Origin of the sequence: Streptomyces sp. NPDC008313 (assembly GCF_042956125.1) — a bacterium.
Lineage (GTDB): Bacteria > Actinomycetota > Actinomycetes > Streptomycetales > Streptomycetaceae > Streptomyces.
On record NZ_JBIBFR010000030.1, the window covers coordinates 1 to 16,679 of the forward strand.

At 71.1% G+C, this 16,679-nt stretch carries 11 protein-coding genes; 5 read left to right on the forward strand and 6 right to left on the reverse strand.

Going from position 1 to position 16,679, the window contains the following annotated elements:
* Positions 1 to 138 precede the first annotated feature (138 nt).
* The 3 genes from ACFY93_RS30400 to ACFY93_RS30410 form a co-directional block, all read right to left on the reverse strand.
* On the reverse strand, positions 139 to 1,782 hold the full coding sequence (locus ACFY93_RS30400) for a M4 family metallopeptidase (RefSeq protein ID WP_391364951.1): 1,644 nt from the start codon (positions 1,780 to 1,782) through the stop codon (positions 139 to 141).
* Positions 1,783 to 2,139: 357 nt separating this feature from the next.
* Complete coding sequence (locus ACFY93_RS30405; RefSeq protein WP_391364953.1) at positions 2,140 to 4,170, reverse strand: M4 family metallopeptidase; 2,031 nt, start codon at positions 4,168 to 4,170, stop codon at positions 2,140 to 2,142.
* A 591-nt stretch (positions 4,171 to 4,761) separates the two neighbouring features.
* Positions 4,762 to 5,172: a winged helix-turn-helix transcriptional regulator gene (locus ACFY93_RS30410; protein ID WP_391365090.1), complete on the reverse strand. Its 411-nt coding sequence runs from the start codon at positions 5,170 to 5,172 to the stop codon at positions 4,762 to 4,764.
* 99 nt (positions 5,173 to 5,271) lie between these two features.
* Here ACFY93_RS30410 and ACFY93_RS30415 point away from each other — a divergent pair, with 99 nt between their 5' ends.
* Positions 5,272 to 5,949: an NAD(P)-binding domain-containing protein gene (locus ACFY93_RS30415; protein ID WP_391364955.1), complete on the forward strand. Its 678-nt coding sequence runs from the start codon at positions 5,272 to 5,274 to the stop codon at positions 5,947 to 5,949.
* Here the strand turns inward: ACFY93_RS30415 and ACFY93_RS30420 are convergent.
* The 3 genes from ACFY93_RS30420 to glgX form a co-directional block, all read right to left on the reverse strand.
* Positions 5,946 to 7,823: an ATP-binding cassette domain-containing protein gene (locus ACFY93_RS30420; RefSeq protein WP_391364957.1), complete on the reverse strand. Its 1,878-nt coding sequence runs from the start codon at positions 7,821 to 7,823 to the stop codon at positions 5,946 to 5,948. The genes ACFY93_RS30415 and ACFY93_RS30420 overlap by 4 nt on opposite strands.
* Entirely contained in the window at positions 7,820 to 9,640 is a 1,821-nt protein-coding gene (locus tag ACFY93_RS30425) for an ABC transporter transmembrane domain-containing protein (RefSeq protein WP_391364959.1), read from the reverse strand. The genes ACFY93_RS30420 and ACFY93_RS30425 overlap by 4 nt, the downstream gene beginning before the upstream one ends.
* Before the next feature lie 75 nt (positions 9,641 to 9,715).
* Positions 9,716 to 12,028, reverse strand: coding sequence for a glycogen debranching protein GlgX (glgX, locus tag ACFY93_RS30430; RefSeq protein ID WP_391364961.1), 2,313 nt, complete (start codon positions 12,026 to 12,028; stop codon positions 9,716 to 9,718).
* A gap of 153 nt (positions 12,029 to 12,181) precedes the next feature.
* Here glgX and ACFY93_RS30435 point away from each other — a divergent pair, with 153 nt between their 5' ends.
* From ACFY93_RS30435 to ACFY93_RS30450, 4 genes are all read left to right on the forward strand, one after another.
* Complete coding sequence (locus ACFY93_RS30435) at positions 12,182 to 13,402, forward strand: Ig-like domain-containing protein (protein ID WP_391364963.1); 1,221 nt, start codon at positions 12,182 to 12,184, stop codon at positions 13,400 to 13,402.
* A gap of 290 nt (positions 13,403 to 13,692) precedes the next feature.
* Entirely contained in the window at positions 13,693 to 14,934 is a 1,242-nt protein-coding gene (locus tag ACFY93_RS30440; RefSeq protein WP_391364965.1) for an Ig-like domain-containing protein, read from the forward strand.
* Between the two features lie 112 nt (positions 14,935 to 15,046).
* Positions 15,047 to 15,814 carry an enoyl-CoA hydratase-related protein gene (locus ACFY93_RS30445; protein ID WP_391364967.1) on the forward strand — a complete coding sequence of 256 codons (768 nt, stop codon included), beginning with the start codon at positions 15,047 to 15,049 and terminating at the stop codon, positions 15,812 to 15,814.
* 237 nt (positions 15,815 to 16,051) lie between these two features.
* Entirely contained in the window at positions 16,052 to 16,555 is a 504-nt protein-coding gene (locus ACFY93_RS30450; protein WP_391364969.1) for an ATP-binding protein, read from the forward strand.
* The last annotated feature ends 124 nt before the right edge of the window (positions 16,556 to 16,679 follow it).

Here is a 16,679-nt window from a genome sequence, read left to right on the forward strand (position 1 = left end):
CCTCCACCAACGGCACGGGAGCCTTGTGCGTTGCGGTCCTCACCTCGACCTGACCGGCGTCACCCGATCAGTGGTCCCGTTGAAAACGCTCACTGTCACCGGTCGCTCCCGGGGGAGGGCCGGCTCACGCCGGGAGCGTCAGCTCACGTTGACCGCGGCCCAGGCCGCGTTGACGGCCTTGTACTCGGTGCTGCCCGATCCGTACAGCGCCGACGCGGCGTTCAGGGTGGCCGTGCGGGCACCCGAGTACTTCGTCGTGGACGTCATGTACGTGGTCAGGGCCTTGTACCAGATCTGGACGGCCTTGGCGCGGCCGATGCCGGTGACCGTCGAGCCGTTCGAGGTCGGGGAGTTGTAGGTGACCCCGTTGATGGTCTTGCTGCCGCTGCCCTCGCTCAGCATGTAGAAGAAGTGGTTCGCCGGTCCGGACGAGTAGTGCACGTCCAGGTTGCCGAGCGTGGAGGACCAGCTGTCCCGCGAGCCGCCGTCCTTGCTGGGCTTGTCCATGTAGCGCAGCGGCGAGCCGTCGCCGTTGATGTCGATCTCCTCGCCGATGAGGTAGTCACCGACGTCGGAGGAGTTGTTGGCGTAGAACTCGACGGCGGTGCCGAAGATGTCGGACGTCGCCTCGTTCAGACCGCCGGACTCACCGCTGTAGTTGAGGCCCGCCGTGTTCGAGGTGACGCCGTGGCTCATCTCGTGGCCGGCCACGTCCAGCGACGTCAGCGGGGCGGAGTTGCCGGAGCCGTCGCCGTACGTCATGCAGAAGCAGCTGTCGTCCCAGAAGGCGTTGACGTACGAGTTGCCGTAGTGGACGCGCGAGTAGGCGCCGACGCCGTTGTTCTTGATGCCGTTGCGGCCGAAGGTGTTCTTGTAGAAGTCCCAGGTCTCCTGGGCGCCGTACGCGGCGTCGACGGCTGCGGTCTGCGTGTTCGACGGGGAGCCGGTGCCCCACGTGTCGTCCGCGTCGGTGAAGAGCGTGCCCTTGCCGGAGGTGCCGTGGTTCAGGTTGTACGTCTTGTGGCCGCCGCGCGTGGAGTCGCTGAGCTGGTACGTCGTGCCGGACTTCGTGGTGCCGATCGTGACGGTGCCGGAGTACTCGCTCTTGCCGGTGCCGGTCTCGATGCCCTGGTACTCGTACAGCTTCTTGCCGGTGGCCGCGTCGGTGATGACGTGCAGCTCGTTCGGGGTGCCGTCGTCCTGGAGGCCGCCGACGACCGTCTCGTAGGCGAGGACGGGCTTGCCGGTGGCGGCCCAGACGACCTGGCGGGGGGCCTTGTCCGCGGCGGGCTTCTCGGCGCCCGCGGACTTCGCGGCCGAGACGGCCTGCTTCCGCGCCGTCGACGCGGCGATCTCCGGCTTCAGCGAGGCGACCTTGAGCGTGGCCTTGGTGGCCTTGGTGACGCCTCTCGTCTTGCCGGACTTCGAGGTGTGGACGACGAGGTCGCCACCGAGGACCGGGAGGCCGTCGTAGGTGCGCTCGTAGCGGGTGTGGACCGTGCCGTCGGCGTCCTTGACGACGTCGCGGACGACGAGCTTCTCCTTGGCGCCGAGGCCTATGCTGTCGGCCGTCTCGGCGCTCGCGGCGTCGGCCTTCGCGATGAGGGTGGTGCGCGCGGCGGCGGAGAGCTGAACGGGCGCGGCGGCGAGGGTGGTCGGGCCGGAGGAGGGCGCGTTCTGCGCGGAGGCGCCGGTGGTCATGCCGGTGGCGAGCAGGGCCCCGGCGGCGACGGCGGTCGCGATGGCCAGGGTCGTGCGCTTACGCGCGTAGCGAGGGGTCACGACAACTCCTTCATCAGTGGGGGGACGACCGGGCGGCCCTTGGGGTGGCCGGTCCGGACGTGGTGAAGTCGGTGGTGCGTGTGAGCCGTGCGGTGGAGACAGTGCCATCTACGTCGCGTACATGCCATGGGTTGAACCAAATCTTGACGGTAAAACGTTCGTTGAATGAACATCAGTGCACGCAATACGGACAAGATCTTGCGGGTGGGGAAGGTCGGGAGGGCCGCGAGGACCGGGCGACGGGCCCGTGGGGCCATGTGAGAGGGCGCCGCCCCGGGGAGTCGAACCTCCGGGGCGGCGCCCTGTTCCTGGCTCCGCGTCAGGCGGGGGCCGGTCGTGGACGCGGTGCGGACGGGCCTACGGGAACGTCAGCTTCCAGCCGTTGATGTAGCCGGTGTCGTACCGCGCCTTGTCCTGGACCCTCAGCTTCCAGACGCCGTTGGCCGTCTCCGAGGACGCGTTGACCGTGAAGGTCTGCTTGATGTCGTCCGCGGAGCCGCCGGTGCGGTTGCGCAGGTTGTACGCGGTGCCGTCCGGGGCCACCAGGTCGACGACCAGGTCGCCGCTCCACGTGTGCACGATGTCGACCGTGACCTGGAGGTTGGAGGGCGCGTTGCCCGTCCGCCCGGTGACACTGATCGAGGAGGTGACCGCGGAGCCGTAGTCCGGAATCGACACGTCGGCGGTGTTCTCGAACGTGGTGCCGTCGCCGCCACCGCCGCCGGACCGCGAACCCACGGCCACGCCGGCCCACGCGTCCTGCACGGCCTTGTACTCGGCGCTCGTCGTGCCGTACAGCTCACCGGCCGCCGCGAGGGTGCCGGTACGGGCGCCCGCGTAGTTGGTCGTCGACGTGAACTTGGTGCTCAGCGCCTTGAACCAGATCTGCTCCGCCTTGGCGCGGCCGATGCCGGTGACCGGAAGGCCGTCCGAGGTGGGCGAGTTGTAGGTCACGCCGTTGATGACCTTGCTGCCGCTGCCCTCGCTGAGCAGGTAGAAGAAGTGGTTGGCCGGACCCGACGAGTAGTGGACGTCGACGCCGCCGATGCCCGAGTACCAGTAGTCCTTGGACGCGCCGTCCTTGCTGGGCTTGTCCATGTAGCGCAGCGGCGAGCCGTCGCCGTTGATGTCGATCTCCTCGCCGATGAGGTAGTCACCGACGTCGGACGGGTTGTTGGCGTAGAACTCGACGGCGGTGCCGAAGATGTCGGAGGTGGCCTCGTTCAGACCGCCGGACTCACCGCTGTAGTTGAGGCCCGCCGTGTTGGACGTGACGCCGTGGCTCATCTCGTGACCGGCCACGTCGATGGCGGTCAGCGGATGGGTGTTGCCCGAGCCGTCGCCGTACGTCATGCAGAAGCAGCTGTCGTCCCAGAAGGCGTTGACGTAGTTGTTCCCGTAGTGCACCCGGGAGTAGGCGCCGACGCCGTCACCGCGGATGCCCGAGCGGCCGTGCACGTTCTTGTAGTAGTCCCAGGTCAGCGCGGCGCCGTAGTGGGCGTCCGCGCCGGCCGTCTCCGCGCTGGACGAAGTGCCGTTGCCCCAGTCGTCGTCGGAGCCGGTGAAGAGCGTGCCGGTGCCGGACGAGCCGTGGTTGAGGTTGTACGTCTTGTGGTTGCCGCGCGCGGTGTCGGTGAGCGTGTACGACGACCCGGACTGCGACGTCCCGAGTGTCACCGTGCCGCTGTACGTGGTGTGGCCGGTGCCGGTCTCGATGCCCTGGTACTCGTACAGCTTCTTGCCGCTGTCCGCGTCCGTGATGACGTGCAGCTCGTTCGGGGTGCCGTCCTCCTGGAGGCCGCCGACGACCGTCTCGTACGCGAGGACGGGCTTGCCGTCCGCCGCCCAGACCACCTTGCGCGCGCGGTCCGCGGCGGGCTTCTCGGCGCCCTGGGCCTTCGCGGCGGCCTCGGCCTGCTTCTGGGCTTTCGCCGCGCTGACCGTGGGCTTGAGCGAGGCGACCTTGATGGTGGCCCGCGTCGCCTTGATGACGCCCTCGGTCTTCCCGGACTTGGCGGTGTCGACCACGAGGTCGCCGCCGAGGACCGGGAGGCCGTCGTAGGTGCGCTCGTAGCGGGTGTGGACCGTGCCGTCGGCGTCCTTGACGACGTCGCGGACGACCAGCTTCTCCTTGGCCCCGAGGCCCAGGTCGGAGGCGGTGTCCGCCTTGGTGGAGTTGGCCTCGCGGATCAGCTCGGCGCGCTGCGACGGCGTGAGCTTGACGGCCATGGCGCCCTTGTGGGCCTTGGCCGCGGGGGCGTCGTCGGCGCTCGCGGCGCCCGACTGGACGGCGGCGGCCAGTAGTGCGGTGGCGGCGACGAGTGCGCCGGCCGCCGCGCGGCGGCGGGCTGTGTGGGGGGTACGTCTGTGGGAGGCGCTGCTTCTCAACACTGACTCCTTCTGCGCGGCCACGGGTTGCGCGGCCAGGGGAGCCGGACGGTGGGTTGGCCCGTCCGGGCAGAACAGGTCGGAACGCGGAACCAGTTGCACAGGGGCGATGCGCGCCGCGGCACAGCGGCTGGGTCTGTGAGGTTGCTGTGAAGCGGCCGTGGGAAGAGTGGCAGGAGATCGCATGGTCTGTCAGGGGCGCATCAAGAACTTGGCCGGAAATCGTTCGTTGTCCGGTTCGTCATGTTCGGTAAACGAACTCGCCTCGTGGCGTACACCCGAACCTGAACAATGCTCAGGTCGGCCCCGGTCAGGTGGCCATGAACCGCGCGGGCCGGACGGCTGCCCGCGGCCGGCCTGGACCGGCCCCCGGCGGACGCGAACCCGGCCTGATCCGAACGAGAAGCAGGTTCCGCCTTCTCGTGCGCACTGGCTTTAGCGAGAATGTGCGTCGGGGTCGTCAGCCAGCCGGACACCGACAGGCCGGCGGTGCTGCCGAACACGGCACCCTGTCCAACGCCGTGTTCGGGATGGCAGAGACCTCTTCGTGAAACAGCGGCGCCGGTTCAAGACAGGGCAGAAAGGCACGTGTCATGGCCGCCCCCCTGACAGAGTGCTGCGGCCCAGTGGCCGCCCAATTGTCGCGTTGTCCTGCGCTTCGAGAAGCTCGTCACCGTGCTCGACTGCCCAGCGGCCGAGCGCCATCATGGGGCCCTCGACGAGGCTCTGCCCCAGCCTCGTCAGGCTGTACTCGACGCGAGGTGGCGCTTCGGCATGTGCGTGGCGGTCGACCAGGCCGCTGGAGAGCAACCGACGCAACGTGTCGGTCATGACCTTGTCGCTGATGCCACCGATCGTGGCGCGCAGCTCGCGGCGTCGGCGCGGGCCAGGGCGAAGTGCTGCCAGCACAACGGGGTCCCAGGTGTGGACGAAGAGGTCGGTGGCCGCGCGCAGACGGCAGTCAGCGACCAACTCGTAGCAGTGGTCCTCGTGGTCAGTCATCCTGTCGCCCATCTTCGCGCGGTCGTCGCGCACCGATCGGTGCGCGACGCCTTCCTTACCGTGGCTGCCCATCCGACTGTCACTCGAGAGGAAGCATCCATGCGCATCGGGATCCTGGGGACAGGGACGTTGGCGGCGGCCTTGGGCGAGGGCTGGTCACGGGCAGGGCATGAGGTGGTGATCGGCGGGCGGTCGCAGGCCAAGGCGGAGAGGCTTGCTGAGCGGCTGGGCCGAGGAGTGCTCGCCGTCGCGCCGCGTGAGGCGGTCATCGGGCGCGATGCGGTGCTGCTCGCCGTGTCCTGGGACGGCATCGAGGACATGCTGAGGCTGGTGGGCGCGTCCGACGGCTTGCTTGAGGGGACGCCGTTGATCGATCCCAGCAACGCTGTCGCGCATGGTGTCGGTGTTCTGCTCACCGAGCACGGCGAGTCGATGGCGAGGCGGATCGCCGGGCTCGCTCCAGGAGCACATGTCGTCAAGGCGTTCCATCTCTTTCCCGCCGACCAGTGGACGAGCTCTCCCGGCGGGGGCCGGGCCGACGTGACGGTGGCGATGTGCGGCGACGATTCCGCGGCACTGCATGTCGTCGGCGAGTTGGCGCGTGACGTCGGCGGGACGCCGGCGATTCTCGGCTCGCTGGATCGCGTCCGCCAGTTGGAGGAAGTGGCCGGCTTCGTCATCGGATCGGCGTTCGCGGGCTTCGACCCCAACTCCGCAGTCCCCCGCGTCCCCTCATCGGCTGTGACGAACCGACCCGCTGTCCTCGAGAGGCCCTAGACCAGACTGTCCTGCCAGGCCCGGTGCAGGTCCGCGAACCTGCCCGTGTCCGCGACGAGGCGCGCCGGAGGACCGTCCTCGACCACGCGGCCGTGCTCCATGACGAGGACGCGGTCGGCGATCTCCACCGTCGACAGGCGGTGCGCGATGACGACGGCGGTACGGCCGCGCAGCACCGTCGACATGGCCCGCTGGACGGCCCGCTCGCCCGGGATGTCCAGGGAGCTGGTCGCCTCGTCGAGGATCAGTACGGCCGGGTCCGCGAGCAGCGCCCGCGCGAACGCCACCAGCTGGCGCTGGCCGGCGGAGATGCGGCCGCCCCGCTTGCGGACGTCGGTGTCGTACCCGTCGGGCAGCGCGGCGATGAAGTCGTGCGCGCCGATGGCCTTGGCGGCTTGCTCGATCTCCTCGCGGGTGGCGTCGGGGCGGCCGATCGCGATGTTCTCGGCGACCGTGCCGGAGAACAGGAACGCCTCCTGGGTGACCATCACCACGCCGCGCCGCAGCTCCGGCACCGACAGGTCGCGCAGGTCGACGCCGTCCAGCAGCACCCGGCCGTCGGTGGGGTCGTAGAACCGGGCCAGCAGTTTGGCCAGGGTGGACTTGCCCGCGCCGGTGGAGCCGACGACGGCCACGGTCTGGCCCGCCGGAAGGGTCAGCGAGAAGCGGGGGAGGACCTCGCCGCCCGTGCGGTAGGCGAAGCGGACCTCGTCGAAGACGACCTCGCGGCCCGGGTGCTCGGACTCCAGGGCGGGCAGCGGCCGCGGCGACGACGGCTCCGGCACGGACGGGGTCTGGGCCAGCAGGCCCGCGATCTTCTCCAGCGAGGCCGCCGCCGACTGGTAGGAGTTCAGGAACATGCCCAGCCGGTCGATCGGGTCGTACAGGCGGCGCAGGTAGAGCACCGCCGCCGCCAGCACGCCCAGCGCCAGCGAGCCCGACGCGACGCGGTACGCGCCCCACAGCACCATCCCGGCGACCGCCGTGTTGGCGACCAGGCGGGAGCCGACGACGTAACGGGCCATCTCCAGGATCGCGTCGCCGTTGACCCGCTCGTGGGCGCGGTTGAGGACGTCGAACTCGGCGTCGTTCACCGCCTCCCGGCGGAAGGCGCGCACCGGACGGATGCCGTTCATCGTCTCCGCGAACTTCACGATGACCCGGGCGATCGCGGTGGACCGCACCGCGTACAGCGCGCTCGCACGGCGGCGGTAGCGGCGGACCAGGAAGTGGAGCGGCCCGAAGGAGGCCACCGCGACCGCGCCGATCCCCAGATCCAGCCAGAGCAGCATCGCCGAGATGAAGACGAAGGACAGGATGACCGTGATCAGTTCCTGGAGGCCCTCGCTGAGCAGCTCGCGCAGGGACTCGACGTCCGTGGTGGAGCGGGAGATCAGCCGGCCCGAGGTGTAGCGCTCGTGGAAGTCGACGCTGAGCGCCTGCGCGTGACGGAAGATCCGGCCGCGCAGATCCAGCAGCACGTCCTGGTTGACGCGCGCGGACGACGCGATGAACGCGTACTGCAGGGTGCCGGACACCAGCGCGCACAGGAGGTACCCGGCGCCCACCGCGATCAGCGGCCCGTGGTCGTCGCGCCGGAACGCCGGCACGGCACGGTCGATGGCGTACGCCACCAGCAGCGGTCCCGCCTGCACGGCCGCCTGCTGGAAGAGCAGCAGGACGGCCGTCAGGACCACACGGGCCCGCATCGGGGCGAGCAGCGAACGCAGCAGCGCGCCCGTAGCGCCCGGCGGCGCGGGGAGGGTGTCCCGGTCGAAGGAGTCGGCCTGTTCGGTGCCGGCCTCGTCGGACTGCCCGGACGGCCGGTTCCCGTCGGGGTCCCGGTCCGGCGCGGTCGTCGTGGGCGCCGTCATCGGCCGTCCTCCTCGGTGCCTTCGGTTCCGGACATCAGCCGGGCGTACTCGGCGTTCGTCCGCAGCAGTTCGTGATGGGTGCCCACGGCGGTGATCCGTCCGCCGGAGAGCAGGGCCACGCGGTCGGCGAGCAGGACCGTGGACGGGCGGTGCGCGACGATCAGCGCGGTGGTCTCCGCCAGGACCCGGCGCAGCGCCGCCTCGACCGCGGCCTCGGTGTGCACGTCCAGGGCCGAGAGCGGGTCGTCCAGGACGAGGAAGCGGGGCCGGCCCACGACCGCGCGGGCCAGGGCGAGGCGCTGGCGCTGGCCGCCGGAGAGGCTCAGGCCCTGCTCGCCCACCTGGGTGGCGGTGCCCTGCGGGAGCGCGTGGGTGAAGTCGGCCTGGGCGACGGCCAGGGCCCGCTCCAGATCCTCCTCGCCCGCGCCGTCCCCGGCGCCCATCAGCACGTTCTCGCCGACGGTGGCGGAGAAGAGGGTCGGCTCCTCGAAGGCGACCGCGACCAGCGAGCGGAGCGTCTCGCGGGGCAGCCGCGTGATGTCCTCGCCGTCCAGGGTGATCCGGCCCGACGTCGCCTCGTGCAGCCGGGGGACGAGCGCGGTGAGGGTCGTCTTGCCCGTACCGGTCGCGCCGACCAGCGCCATCGACTCGCCCGAACGGATGTGCAGGTCGATGTGCTCCAGTACGGCGGGCGCCTCCGGGTCGGCGTCCGGGTACCGGAAGCCGACGGCGTCGAACCGCAGCCCGTCCTCACGGGAGCCCGTACGCACCGCCCCGGCCGCCGCCGGCTCGGACTCCGGCTCGGCGTCCATCACCTCGAAGTACCGCTCCGTCGCCGTCGCCGCCTCCTGGCTCATGGCGAGCAGGAAGCCGATGGAGTCGACCGGCCAGCGCAGCGCGAGGGCCGTGGAGAGGAAGGCGACCAGTGTCCCCGCCGACAGATCGCCGTCGGCGACCTGGACCGTGCCGAGGACGAGCGCCGCACCGATGGCCAGTTCCGGCAGGGTGACGATGACCGCCCAGATGGACGCGAGCAGCCGCGCCTTGCCCAGCTCGGTGCTCCGCAGCGTCCCGGACAGCGCGCGGAACGCGTCGGCCTGGCTGCGGTGGCGCCCGAACCCCTTGATGATGCGGATGCCGAGCACGCTCTCCTCGACGACCGTCGTCAGGTCCCCGACCTGGTCCTGTGCCTGTCTGGCCACCTTCGAGTAGCGGCTCTCGAAGAGCCAGCAGACGAAGATCACGGGCACGACGGGCGCGAGGAGCACCAGGCCCAGCGTCCACTGCTGGATCAGCATGATGATCACGCCGACCAGGATGGTGACGCCGTTGACCAGCAGGAATGTCAGCGGGAACGCCAGGAACATCCGCAGCAGCATCAGGTCCGTGGTGCCCCGGGACAGCAACTGGCCGGATGCCCACCGGTCGTGGAAGGAGACCGGGAGCCGCTGCAGATGCCGGTAGAGGCCGGCCCGCATCTCCGCCTCGACCCGGGTCAGAGGCCGCGCGACCAGCCACCGCCTCAGCCCGAACAGGCCCGCCTCCGTCACCCCGAGCAGCAGCAGGTACAGCGCGCCGAGCCACACGCCCCCCGGATCGCGGTCGGCGACCGGCCCGTCGACCATCCACTTCAGCACGAGCGGGATGACCAGGCCGGTGCACGAGGCGAGCACCGCGACGGACGCGGCCGTCGCCAGCCGGGCGCGCACCGGCCGCACGTACGGCCACAGACGCAGCAGGCTCCCCACGGTGGAACGGCCGGCCGGGTCCGGGCCGGCGCCGACGGGTTGCTCGGTGGAGACAGGTGTGGTGGACATCAGGAGCGAGCCTACGGTTCGGCACTGACAGCGCCCACCGAGTTTCGGCGCTTTCGGGCGCGCGTCCGGGTGGCGTCAGCCCACTCTCAGCAGCAGCACCGACCGGCCCGGCACGGAGATCGTGTCCCCTGCCCGGTGCACCGCTCCCGGCGTCCGCGCCTGCTCCTCCAGCGACGTGTCGACGACGACCTCGTACCGCTCGGCCCACGGCGGCCCCGGAAGGACGTAGTCGGCCGGCCGGTCCCCGGCGTGCAGTACGGCGAGGAAGCTGTCGTCGACGATCGGGACACCGCGCTCGTCCCGGCCCGGGATGTCCCGCCCGGAGAGGTACATGCCGAGCGTCGAGGCCGGCGCGTACCAGTCGGCCTCCGTCATCTCGGCGCCCCGCGCCGTGAACCACGCCAGGTCCCGCAGCCCGTCGGCGGAGTGCGGCCGGCCCGAGAAGAAGGCGCGCCGCCGCAGCACCGGATGGGCGTGCCGCAGCCCGATCAGCCGGGACGTCAGGTCGAACAGCGCCCGCCAGCCCGGGTCGTCGAGGTGCGACCAGTCGACCCAGCTGATCTCGTTGTCCTGGCAGTACGCGTTGTTGTTGCCGCCCTGCGTGCGCCCCAGCTCGTCACCGGCCACCAGCATCGGCACGCCCGTCGACAGCAGCAGCGTGGTGAGCAGGTTGCGCAGCTGGCGCCGGCGCAGGGACCGTACGCCCTCGTCGTCCGTCTCGCCCTCCGCGCCGCAGTTCCAGGAGCGGTTGTCCTCCGTGCCGTCCCGGTTGCCCTCGCCGTTGGCCTCGTTGTGCTTGCGCTCGTACGACACGAGGTCCCGCAGCGTGAAACCGTCGTGCGCGGTGACGAAGTTGACGGAGGCGTACGGACGGCGCCCGCCCCAGGCGTACAGGTCGCTGGAGCCGGAGAGCCGGTAGCCGAGGTCCCGCACGTCGGGCAGGGCCCCGCGCCAGAAGTCCCGTACGGCGTCGCGGTAGCGGTCGTTCCACTCCGTCCACAGGGGCGGGAAGGCGCCGACCTGGTAGCCGCCCGAACCCACGTCCCAGGGTTCCGCGATCAGCTTCACCCGGCGCAGCACCGGGTCCTGCGCGATGACGGCGAGGAACGGCGAGAGCATGTCCACGTCGTGCATGGAGCGGGCCAGGGCCGCCGCCAGGTCGAAGCGGAAGCCGTCCACGCCCATCTCGGTCACCCAGTACCGCAGGGAGTCGGTGATCAGCCGCAGGACGTGCGGCTGGACGACGTGCAGGGTGTTCCCGCACCCGGTGTAGTCCGCGTACCGGCGGGCGTCGGCCTGGAGCCGGTAGTAGCCCCGGTTGTCGATGCCGCGCAGGGACAGCATGGGGCCCAGCTCGCCCGCCTCCGCCGTGTGGTTGTAGACCACGTCGAGGATGACCTCGATGCCGGCCGCGTGCAGCGCCCGGACCATCCGTTTGAACTCGCCGACCTGCTGCCCTGTCGTACCGGACGCCGCGTAGGAGGCGTGCGGCGCGAAGTAGCCGATCGAGTTGTAGCCCCAGTAGTTGCGCAGCCCCTTGCGCAGCAGATGGTCCTCGTGCGCGAACTGGTGCACCGGCAGCAGTTCGACCGCCGTGACCCCGAGCCGCACCAGGTGGTCGACCGCCGCCGGGTGCGCGAGCCCCGCGTACGTGCCCCGCAGTTCCCCGGGGACTCCCGGGTGCGTCCGGGTGAATCCCCTGACGTGCAGTTCGTAGATGACCGAGTCCGCCCACGGCGTCTTGGGGCGGCGGTCGTCCGACCACTCGTCGGGCCCTCCGTCGTGCACGACGACACCCTTGGGGACGTACGGCGCCGAGTCCCGGTCGTCGCGCACGGTGTCCGCGACCTGCTGCTGCGGCCAGTCCCGGACGTGCCCGTACACCTCGGGAGGCAGCCGGCCGTAGTCGTTGCCCGGCCCGCCGTCCACGGCGCGCGCGTACGGGTCGAGGAGCAGCTTCGCCGGATTCCAGCGGGCGCCGGTCCACGGGTCCCAGCGGCCGTGCACCCGGAAGCCGTACCGCCGGCCGGGCAGCACACCGGGGACGAATCCGTGCCAGATCTCGTGCGTCAGTTCGCTCAGCGCCACGCGGGTCTCGACGGCCGCCCCGTCGCGCCCGTCGCCCTCCTCGTCGAAGAGGCACAGCTCGACGGCCTCGGCGCCGCCCGCCCACAGCGCGAAGTTGGTGCCCGCGACCCCGTCCGGGCCGACGCGGAAACGCGCCCCCAGGGGGGTCGGCGCCCCCGGCCACACGGGCACCTCCGGCGCCGGGTGGAGGGTGCCGTTCAGCAGCGGGCCGTGCTGCTGTGCGGGCAGCCCGGCGCGCGGGGCGTGGCGTACCCCCCGCTGCCCTTCCTGGACTGCCTCCTGCTCGGGTGCGCTCGACACCGGTCAGCCTCCCGCGGCTCGGCGGAACGGCGTGGGAGAGGGAGCGCGGCGTCCCGGCCGCGGCTCCCCGTCACGTCGTTCTCCCCACTGTTCTGCCCAGAGCGCGGCTCGCACTCACGTTTCCCCAGGAGGGTGACCGTCGTTGGGTTCGGCGTGATGCACGTACAGACGCGCGCTCGACGCGCCGGGGCCGCGCTGGCCGCCGTACTGACTTGGGCGGGCCTGCTGGCCGGGGCCGCCGGCTGCACCTCGGACGGAACGGACGAGGTGCTGGGCAAACCCCTTTCGCGAGGGGACTCGATCCGCGTCTCGCCGGCCGACGGGAGCAGGGGCGTACGCCCGGAGGAGGGACTGGAGGTACGGGTGCCGGGCGGGCGCCTGGAGTCCGTCAAGGTCGTCCGCCGGCAGGACGCCCAGGAGGCCGAGGTCCCCGGGCGCGTGTCCGGGAACGGTTTGGTCTGGCGGCCCACCGGCCCCCGCCGGCTCGCCCTGGCCGCCCGCTACACGGTCGACGCGGTGGCGCTGGACGCCCACGGGCACCGCTCGGCACGCCACTCGACGTTCACGACGTACGTCCCCGGCAAGCGGTTCATCGGATACGTCGTTCCGGAGAACCGCTCCACGGTCGGCACCGGCATGATCGTCTCACTGGAGTTCAGCCGGAGGATCGAGGACCGGGCCGCCGTCGAACGAGCGATCGAGGTGACGGCGGAGCCGCCGGCCGAGATCCGTCCGCACTGGTTCGGCCGGGACCGTGTCGACTTCCGCCCCGAGAAGTACTGGAAGCCGGGCACCCGGGTCACGGTCGCGCTGCGCCTGCGGGACGTCGAAGGCGCGCCGGGCGTGTACGGGCTCCAGCACAAGACGGTCTCGTTCACCGTGGGCCGGGGCCAGACGAGTCTCGTCGACGCCGCCGCGCACACCATGGAGGTCCGCCGGGGCGGGGACCTGCTCGCCACCGTGCCGATCACCGCGGGGGCCCCGGGGACGACGACGTACAACGGGAAGATGGTCGTCACGGAGATGCTGGAGATGACCCGGATGAACAGCCGCACGGTCGGTTTCGGCGGCGAGTACGACATCCCGGACGTCCCCCACGCCATGCGGCTCACCACCTCGGGCACCTTCCTGCACGGCAACTACTGGGCACCGGACGCCTTCGGCCACACGAATGTCAGCCACGGCTGCGTCGGTCTGGAGGACGTGAAGGGCGGCGGCTCGGACACCCCCGCCGGCTGGTTCTTCGACCGCAGCCTCATCGGGGACGTCGTCGAGGTGGTCAACAGCCGCGACAAGAAGGTCGCCCCCGACAACGGACTCGGCGGCTGGAACATGACCTGGGAGAAGTGGAAGGCGGGCACGGCGCTCGACTGACGTGTACGCGCGCCCCGTTCGTCTCGTGACCCGTAGGCGCGTCGGTTCCGCTCGGCGGTCCGGGGCCCCCGACGCCGCCGGAGCGACCTCCTCCGCTCCGGCGCGCCCGTCCCGGCGGCCCGCCACCGCGAACCGCACCGTCGTCGCCGGTCACATCCGTTGAAGTTGGAACGGAACAGTGACAAACGCGGTGGTTGATTGATCGTGACGGTGTGATTAATTAGCGCAATATGCGCGCGAGATGCGCGGGGGTGCGGGCCTGATCAGGCCGTGCGAGGGGAGAGCGACACGTGAACGGGCGACCGATATCGGGGGCTTCGGTTGGCGCGCGGGCACACGGGAGCAAGGGGATCCTGGCGATGCTGCTGGGCGTCCTGATGCTGACGGTGACCGCCTGCGGCGGGGGAGGGGACTCGGGTACCGGGTCCGGGGACGCGAAGAGCAAGGGATCCGGTCAGGCCGACACCAAGGTCTCGCGGGCGGTCGTGACGATCGCCCCCAAGGACGGCGCGGACGACGTGGCCACCAGTGGCGCCCTCAAGGTGACCGCCGCCAAGGGCAAGCTGACCGAGGTCGAGGTCGAGGACACCAAGGGCCACGCGGTCGACGGGAAGATAACCGGCGGGGGCGCCACCTGGACCCCCGCGACGCATCTCGCCTCGGCCACCAAGTACAAGGTCCACGCGGTGGCCAAGGACTCGGACGGCCGTGAGGCCGCCGAGGAGTCCGCGTTCACCACGCTGACCCCGAAGAACACCTTCGCCGGCATCTACACCCCGGAGAACGGCGCCAAGGTCGGTGTCGGCATGCCGTTCTCGGTCCACTTCACCCGGGGCATCACCCACCCCGAGGACGTCGAGAAGGCGATCCGGATCACCACCGAACCCGCGGTCGACGTCCAGGGCCACTGGTTCGGCAACGACCGCCTCGACTTCCGTCCCGAGGAGTACTGGAAGGCCGGCACGAAGGTCACCGTCCACCTCGACCTCGACGGCGTCGAGGGCAGGCCGGGCGTCTACGGCAAGCAGGCCAAGACCGTGAAGTTCACGATCGGCCGCAGCCAGGTCTCCACGGTCGACGCCAAGACCCACAAGATGACGGTCAGGCGCGACGGCAAGGTCTACAAGACGATCCCCGTCACCACCGGCAAGCCGGGCTACGACACGTGGAACGGCCAGATGGTCATCAGCGAGCGCCTGCGGGTGACCCGGATGAACGGCGAGACGGTCGGCTACGGCGGCGAGTACGACATCAAGGACGTGCCGGACGCCATGCGCCTGACCACGTCCGGCACCTTCATCCACGGCAACTACTGGGGTGGCGGAGCCTTCGGCAACTACAACTCCAGCCACGGCTGCATCGGCCTGCGCGACGTCCGCGGCGGCGGCGACCGCAGCCTGCCCGCCGGGTGGTTCTTCGACCACTCGATGGTCGGTGACGTCGTCGTGGTGAAGAACTCCCACGACCGCACGGTCGCCCCGGACAACGGCTACAACGGCTGGAACATGTCCTGGGAGAAGTGGACGGCGTAGCCGCCCCCGAGGTCCCCGCGGACCTCGCCCCCTCGTGGCCGGGACGGGCCCGGTGTGCTCTGTGACCGAGCACACCGGGCCCGTAACCGTTAACGGCCACTAACCTGCTCCCATGACTGTGCATCTCGAAGTGGCCGAGGGCGTCGGCACCATCCGTCTGGACCGTCCGCCGATGAACGCGCTGGACGTCGCCACCCAGGACCGGCTCAAGGAACTCGCCGAGGAGGCCACGCGCCGCGAGGACGTGCGCGCGGTGGTGCTGTACGGCGGCGAGAAGGTGTTCGCGGCGGGCGCGGACATCAAGGAGATGCAGGCCATGGACCATACGGCGATGGTCGTACGCTCCCGGGCCCTGCAGGACTCCTTCACCGCCGTCGCCCGCATCCCCAAGCCGGTCGTCGCCGCCGTCACCGGGTACGCGCTCGGCGGCGGCTGCGAACTGGCGCTGTGCGCCGACTACCGCATCGCCGGGGAGAACGCGAAGCTCGGCCAGCCGGAGATCCTGCTGGGCCTGATCCCGGGCGCGGGCGGCACCCAGCGCCTGTCCCGGCTGATCGGCCCCTCCCGGGCGAAGGACCTCATCTTCACGGGCCGCATGGTGAAGGCCGACGAGGCGCTGAACCTCGGTCTCGTCGACCGGGTCGTGGCCGCCGACGAGGTGTACACCGAGGCCCACGCCTGGGCGGCACGGCTCGCGCGCGGCCCCGCGCTCGCGCTGCGCGCCGCCAAGGAGTCGGTCGACACCGGCCTGGAGACGGACATCGAGACCGGCCTCGCCGTCGAACGGAACTGGTTCGCGGGCCTGTTCGCCACCGAGGACCGCGAGCGCGGGATGCGCAGCTTCGTCGAGGAGGGTCCGGGCAAGGCGAAGTTCCTCTAGACCCTGCGCCCCTGCGCCGGAGTTACTGGGCGGTTCGTACCGCGCCGTTGGAGGCGTCCCTCCGGGGGACGCGGGCGCTTGCCCCCGAGGGTCGGCCGCCGCAGGTCGGACGGGGCGTCGGTGCACCCCGCATACCTGTGGCATATGCCTGTCAGATCAATCAGAACGAAGGCTTCCGGGGGGCGCATTCCTTCGGAACGGCCCCGGAGGCCGTTCCGGGCGGCCATGATGGGGGGCATGGCGGGGCTGGAGGGTATCGAACAGCCGCGGCGGCACCCAGGTGCGACCGCGGCGCGCTGGTCGCCTGCGGTGGAGGACGAACGGGCGCTCAAGGCGCTGGAGTTGTTCGGCAACCCGACGGAGGCGGAAGTGCCGCTGCCGTCCCGCCCGGAGTCCGCGGCCACCGCCCGCCGGCTGGCCCAGGTGGTGGTGCTGCGCCACTGGGGACTCTCGCCCAAGCTCACCGAGGACGCCGTCCTCCTCGTCTCCGAGCTCGTCGGCAACGCCGTACGGCACACGGGTGCCCGCGTCTTCGGGCTGCGGATGCGCCGCCGCCGGGGCTGGATCAGGGTCGAGGTCCGCGACCCCTCGCGGGGGCTGCCCTGTCTGATGCCCGTGCAGGACATGGACGTCAGCGGCCGGGGCCTGTTCCTCGTCGACCGGCTCGCCGACCGCTGGGGCGTGGACCTGCTGCCGCGCGGGAAGACCACCTGGTTCGAGATGCGCGTGGGCGACCGCTGACCGTTCGCGGGCCCGGCCGGTGAGAGGGGAAGGCTCCGGCCGTGGGGCGGCCGGGGCCTTCCCGGCGTCGCGGGGCGAAAGGGGTGTGCGCCACGACGCGGGCGACGACCGTGGCCCGGGTCAA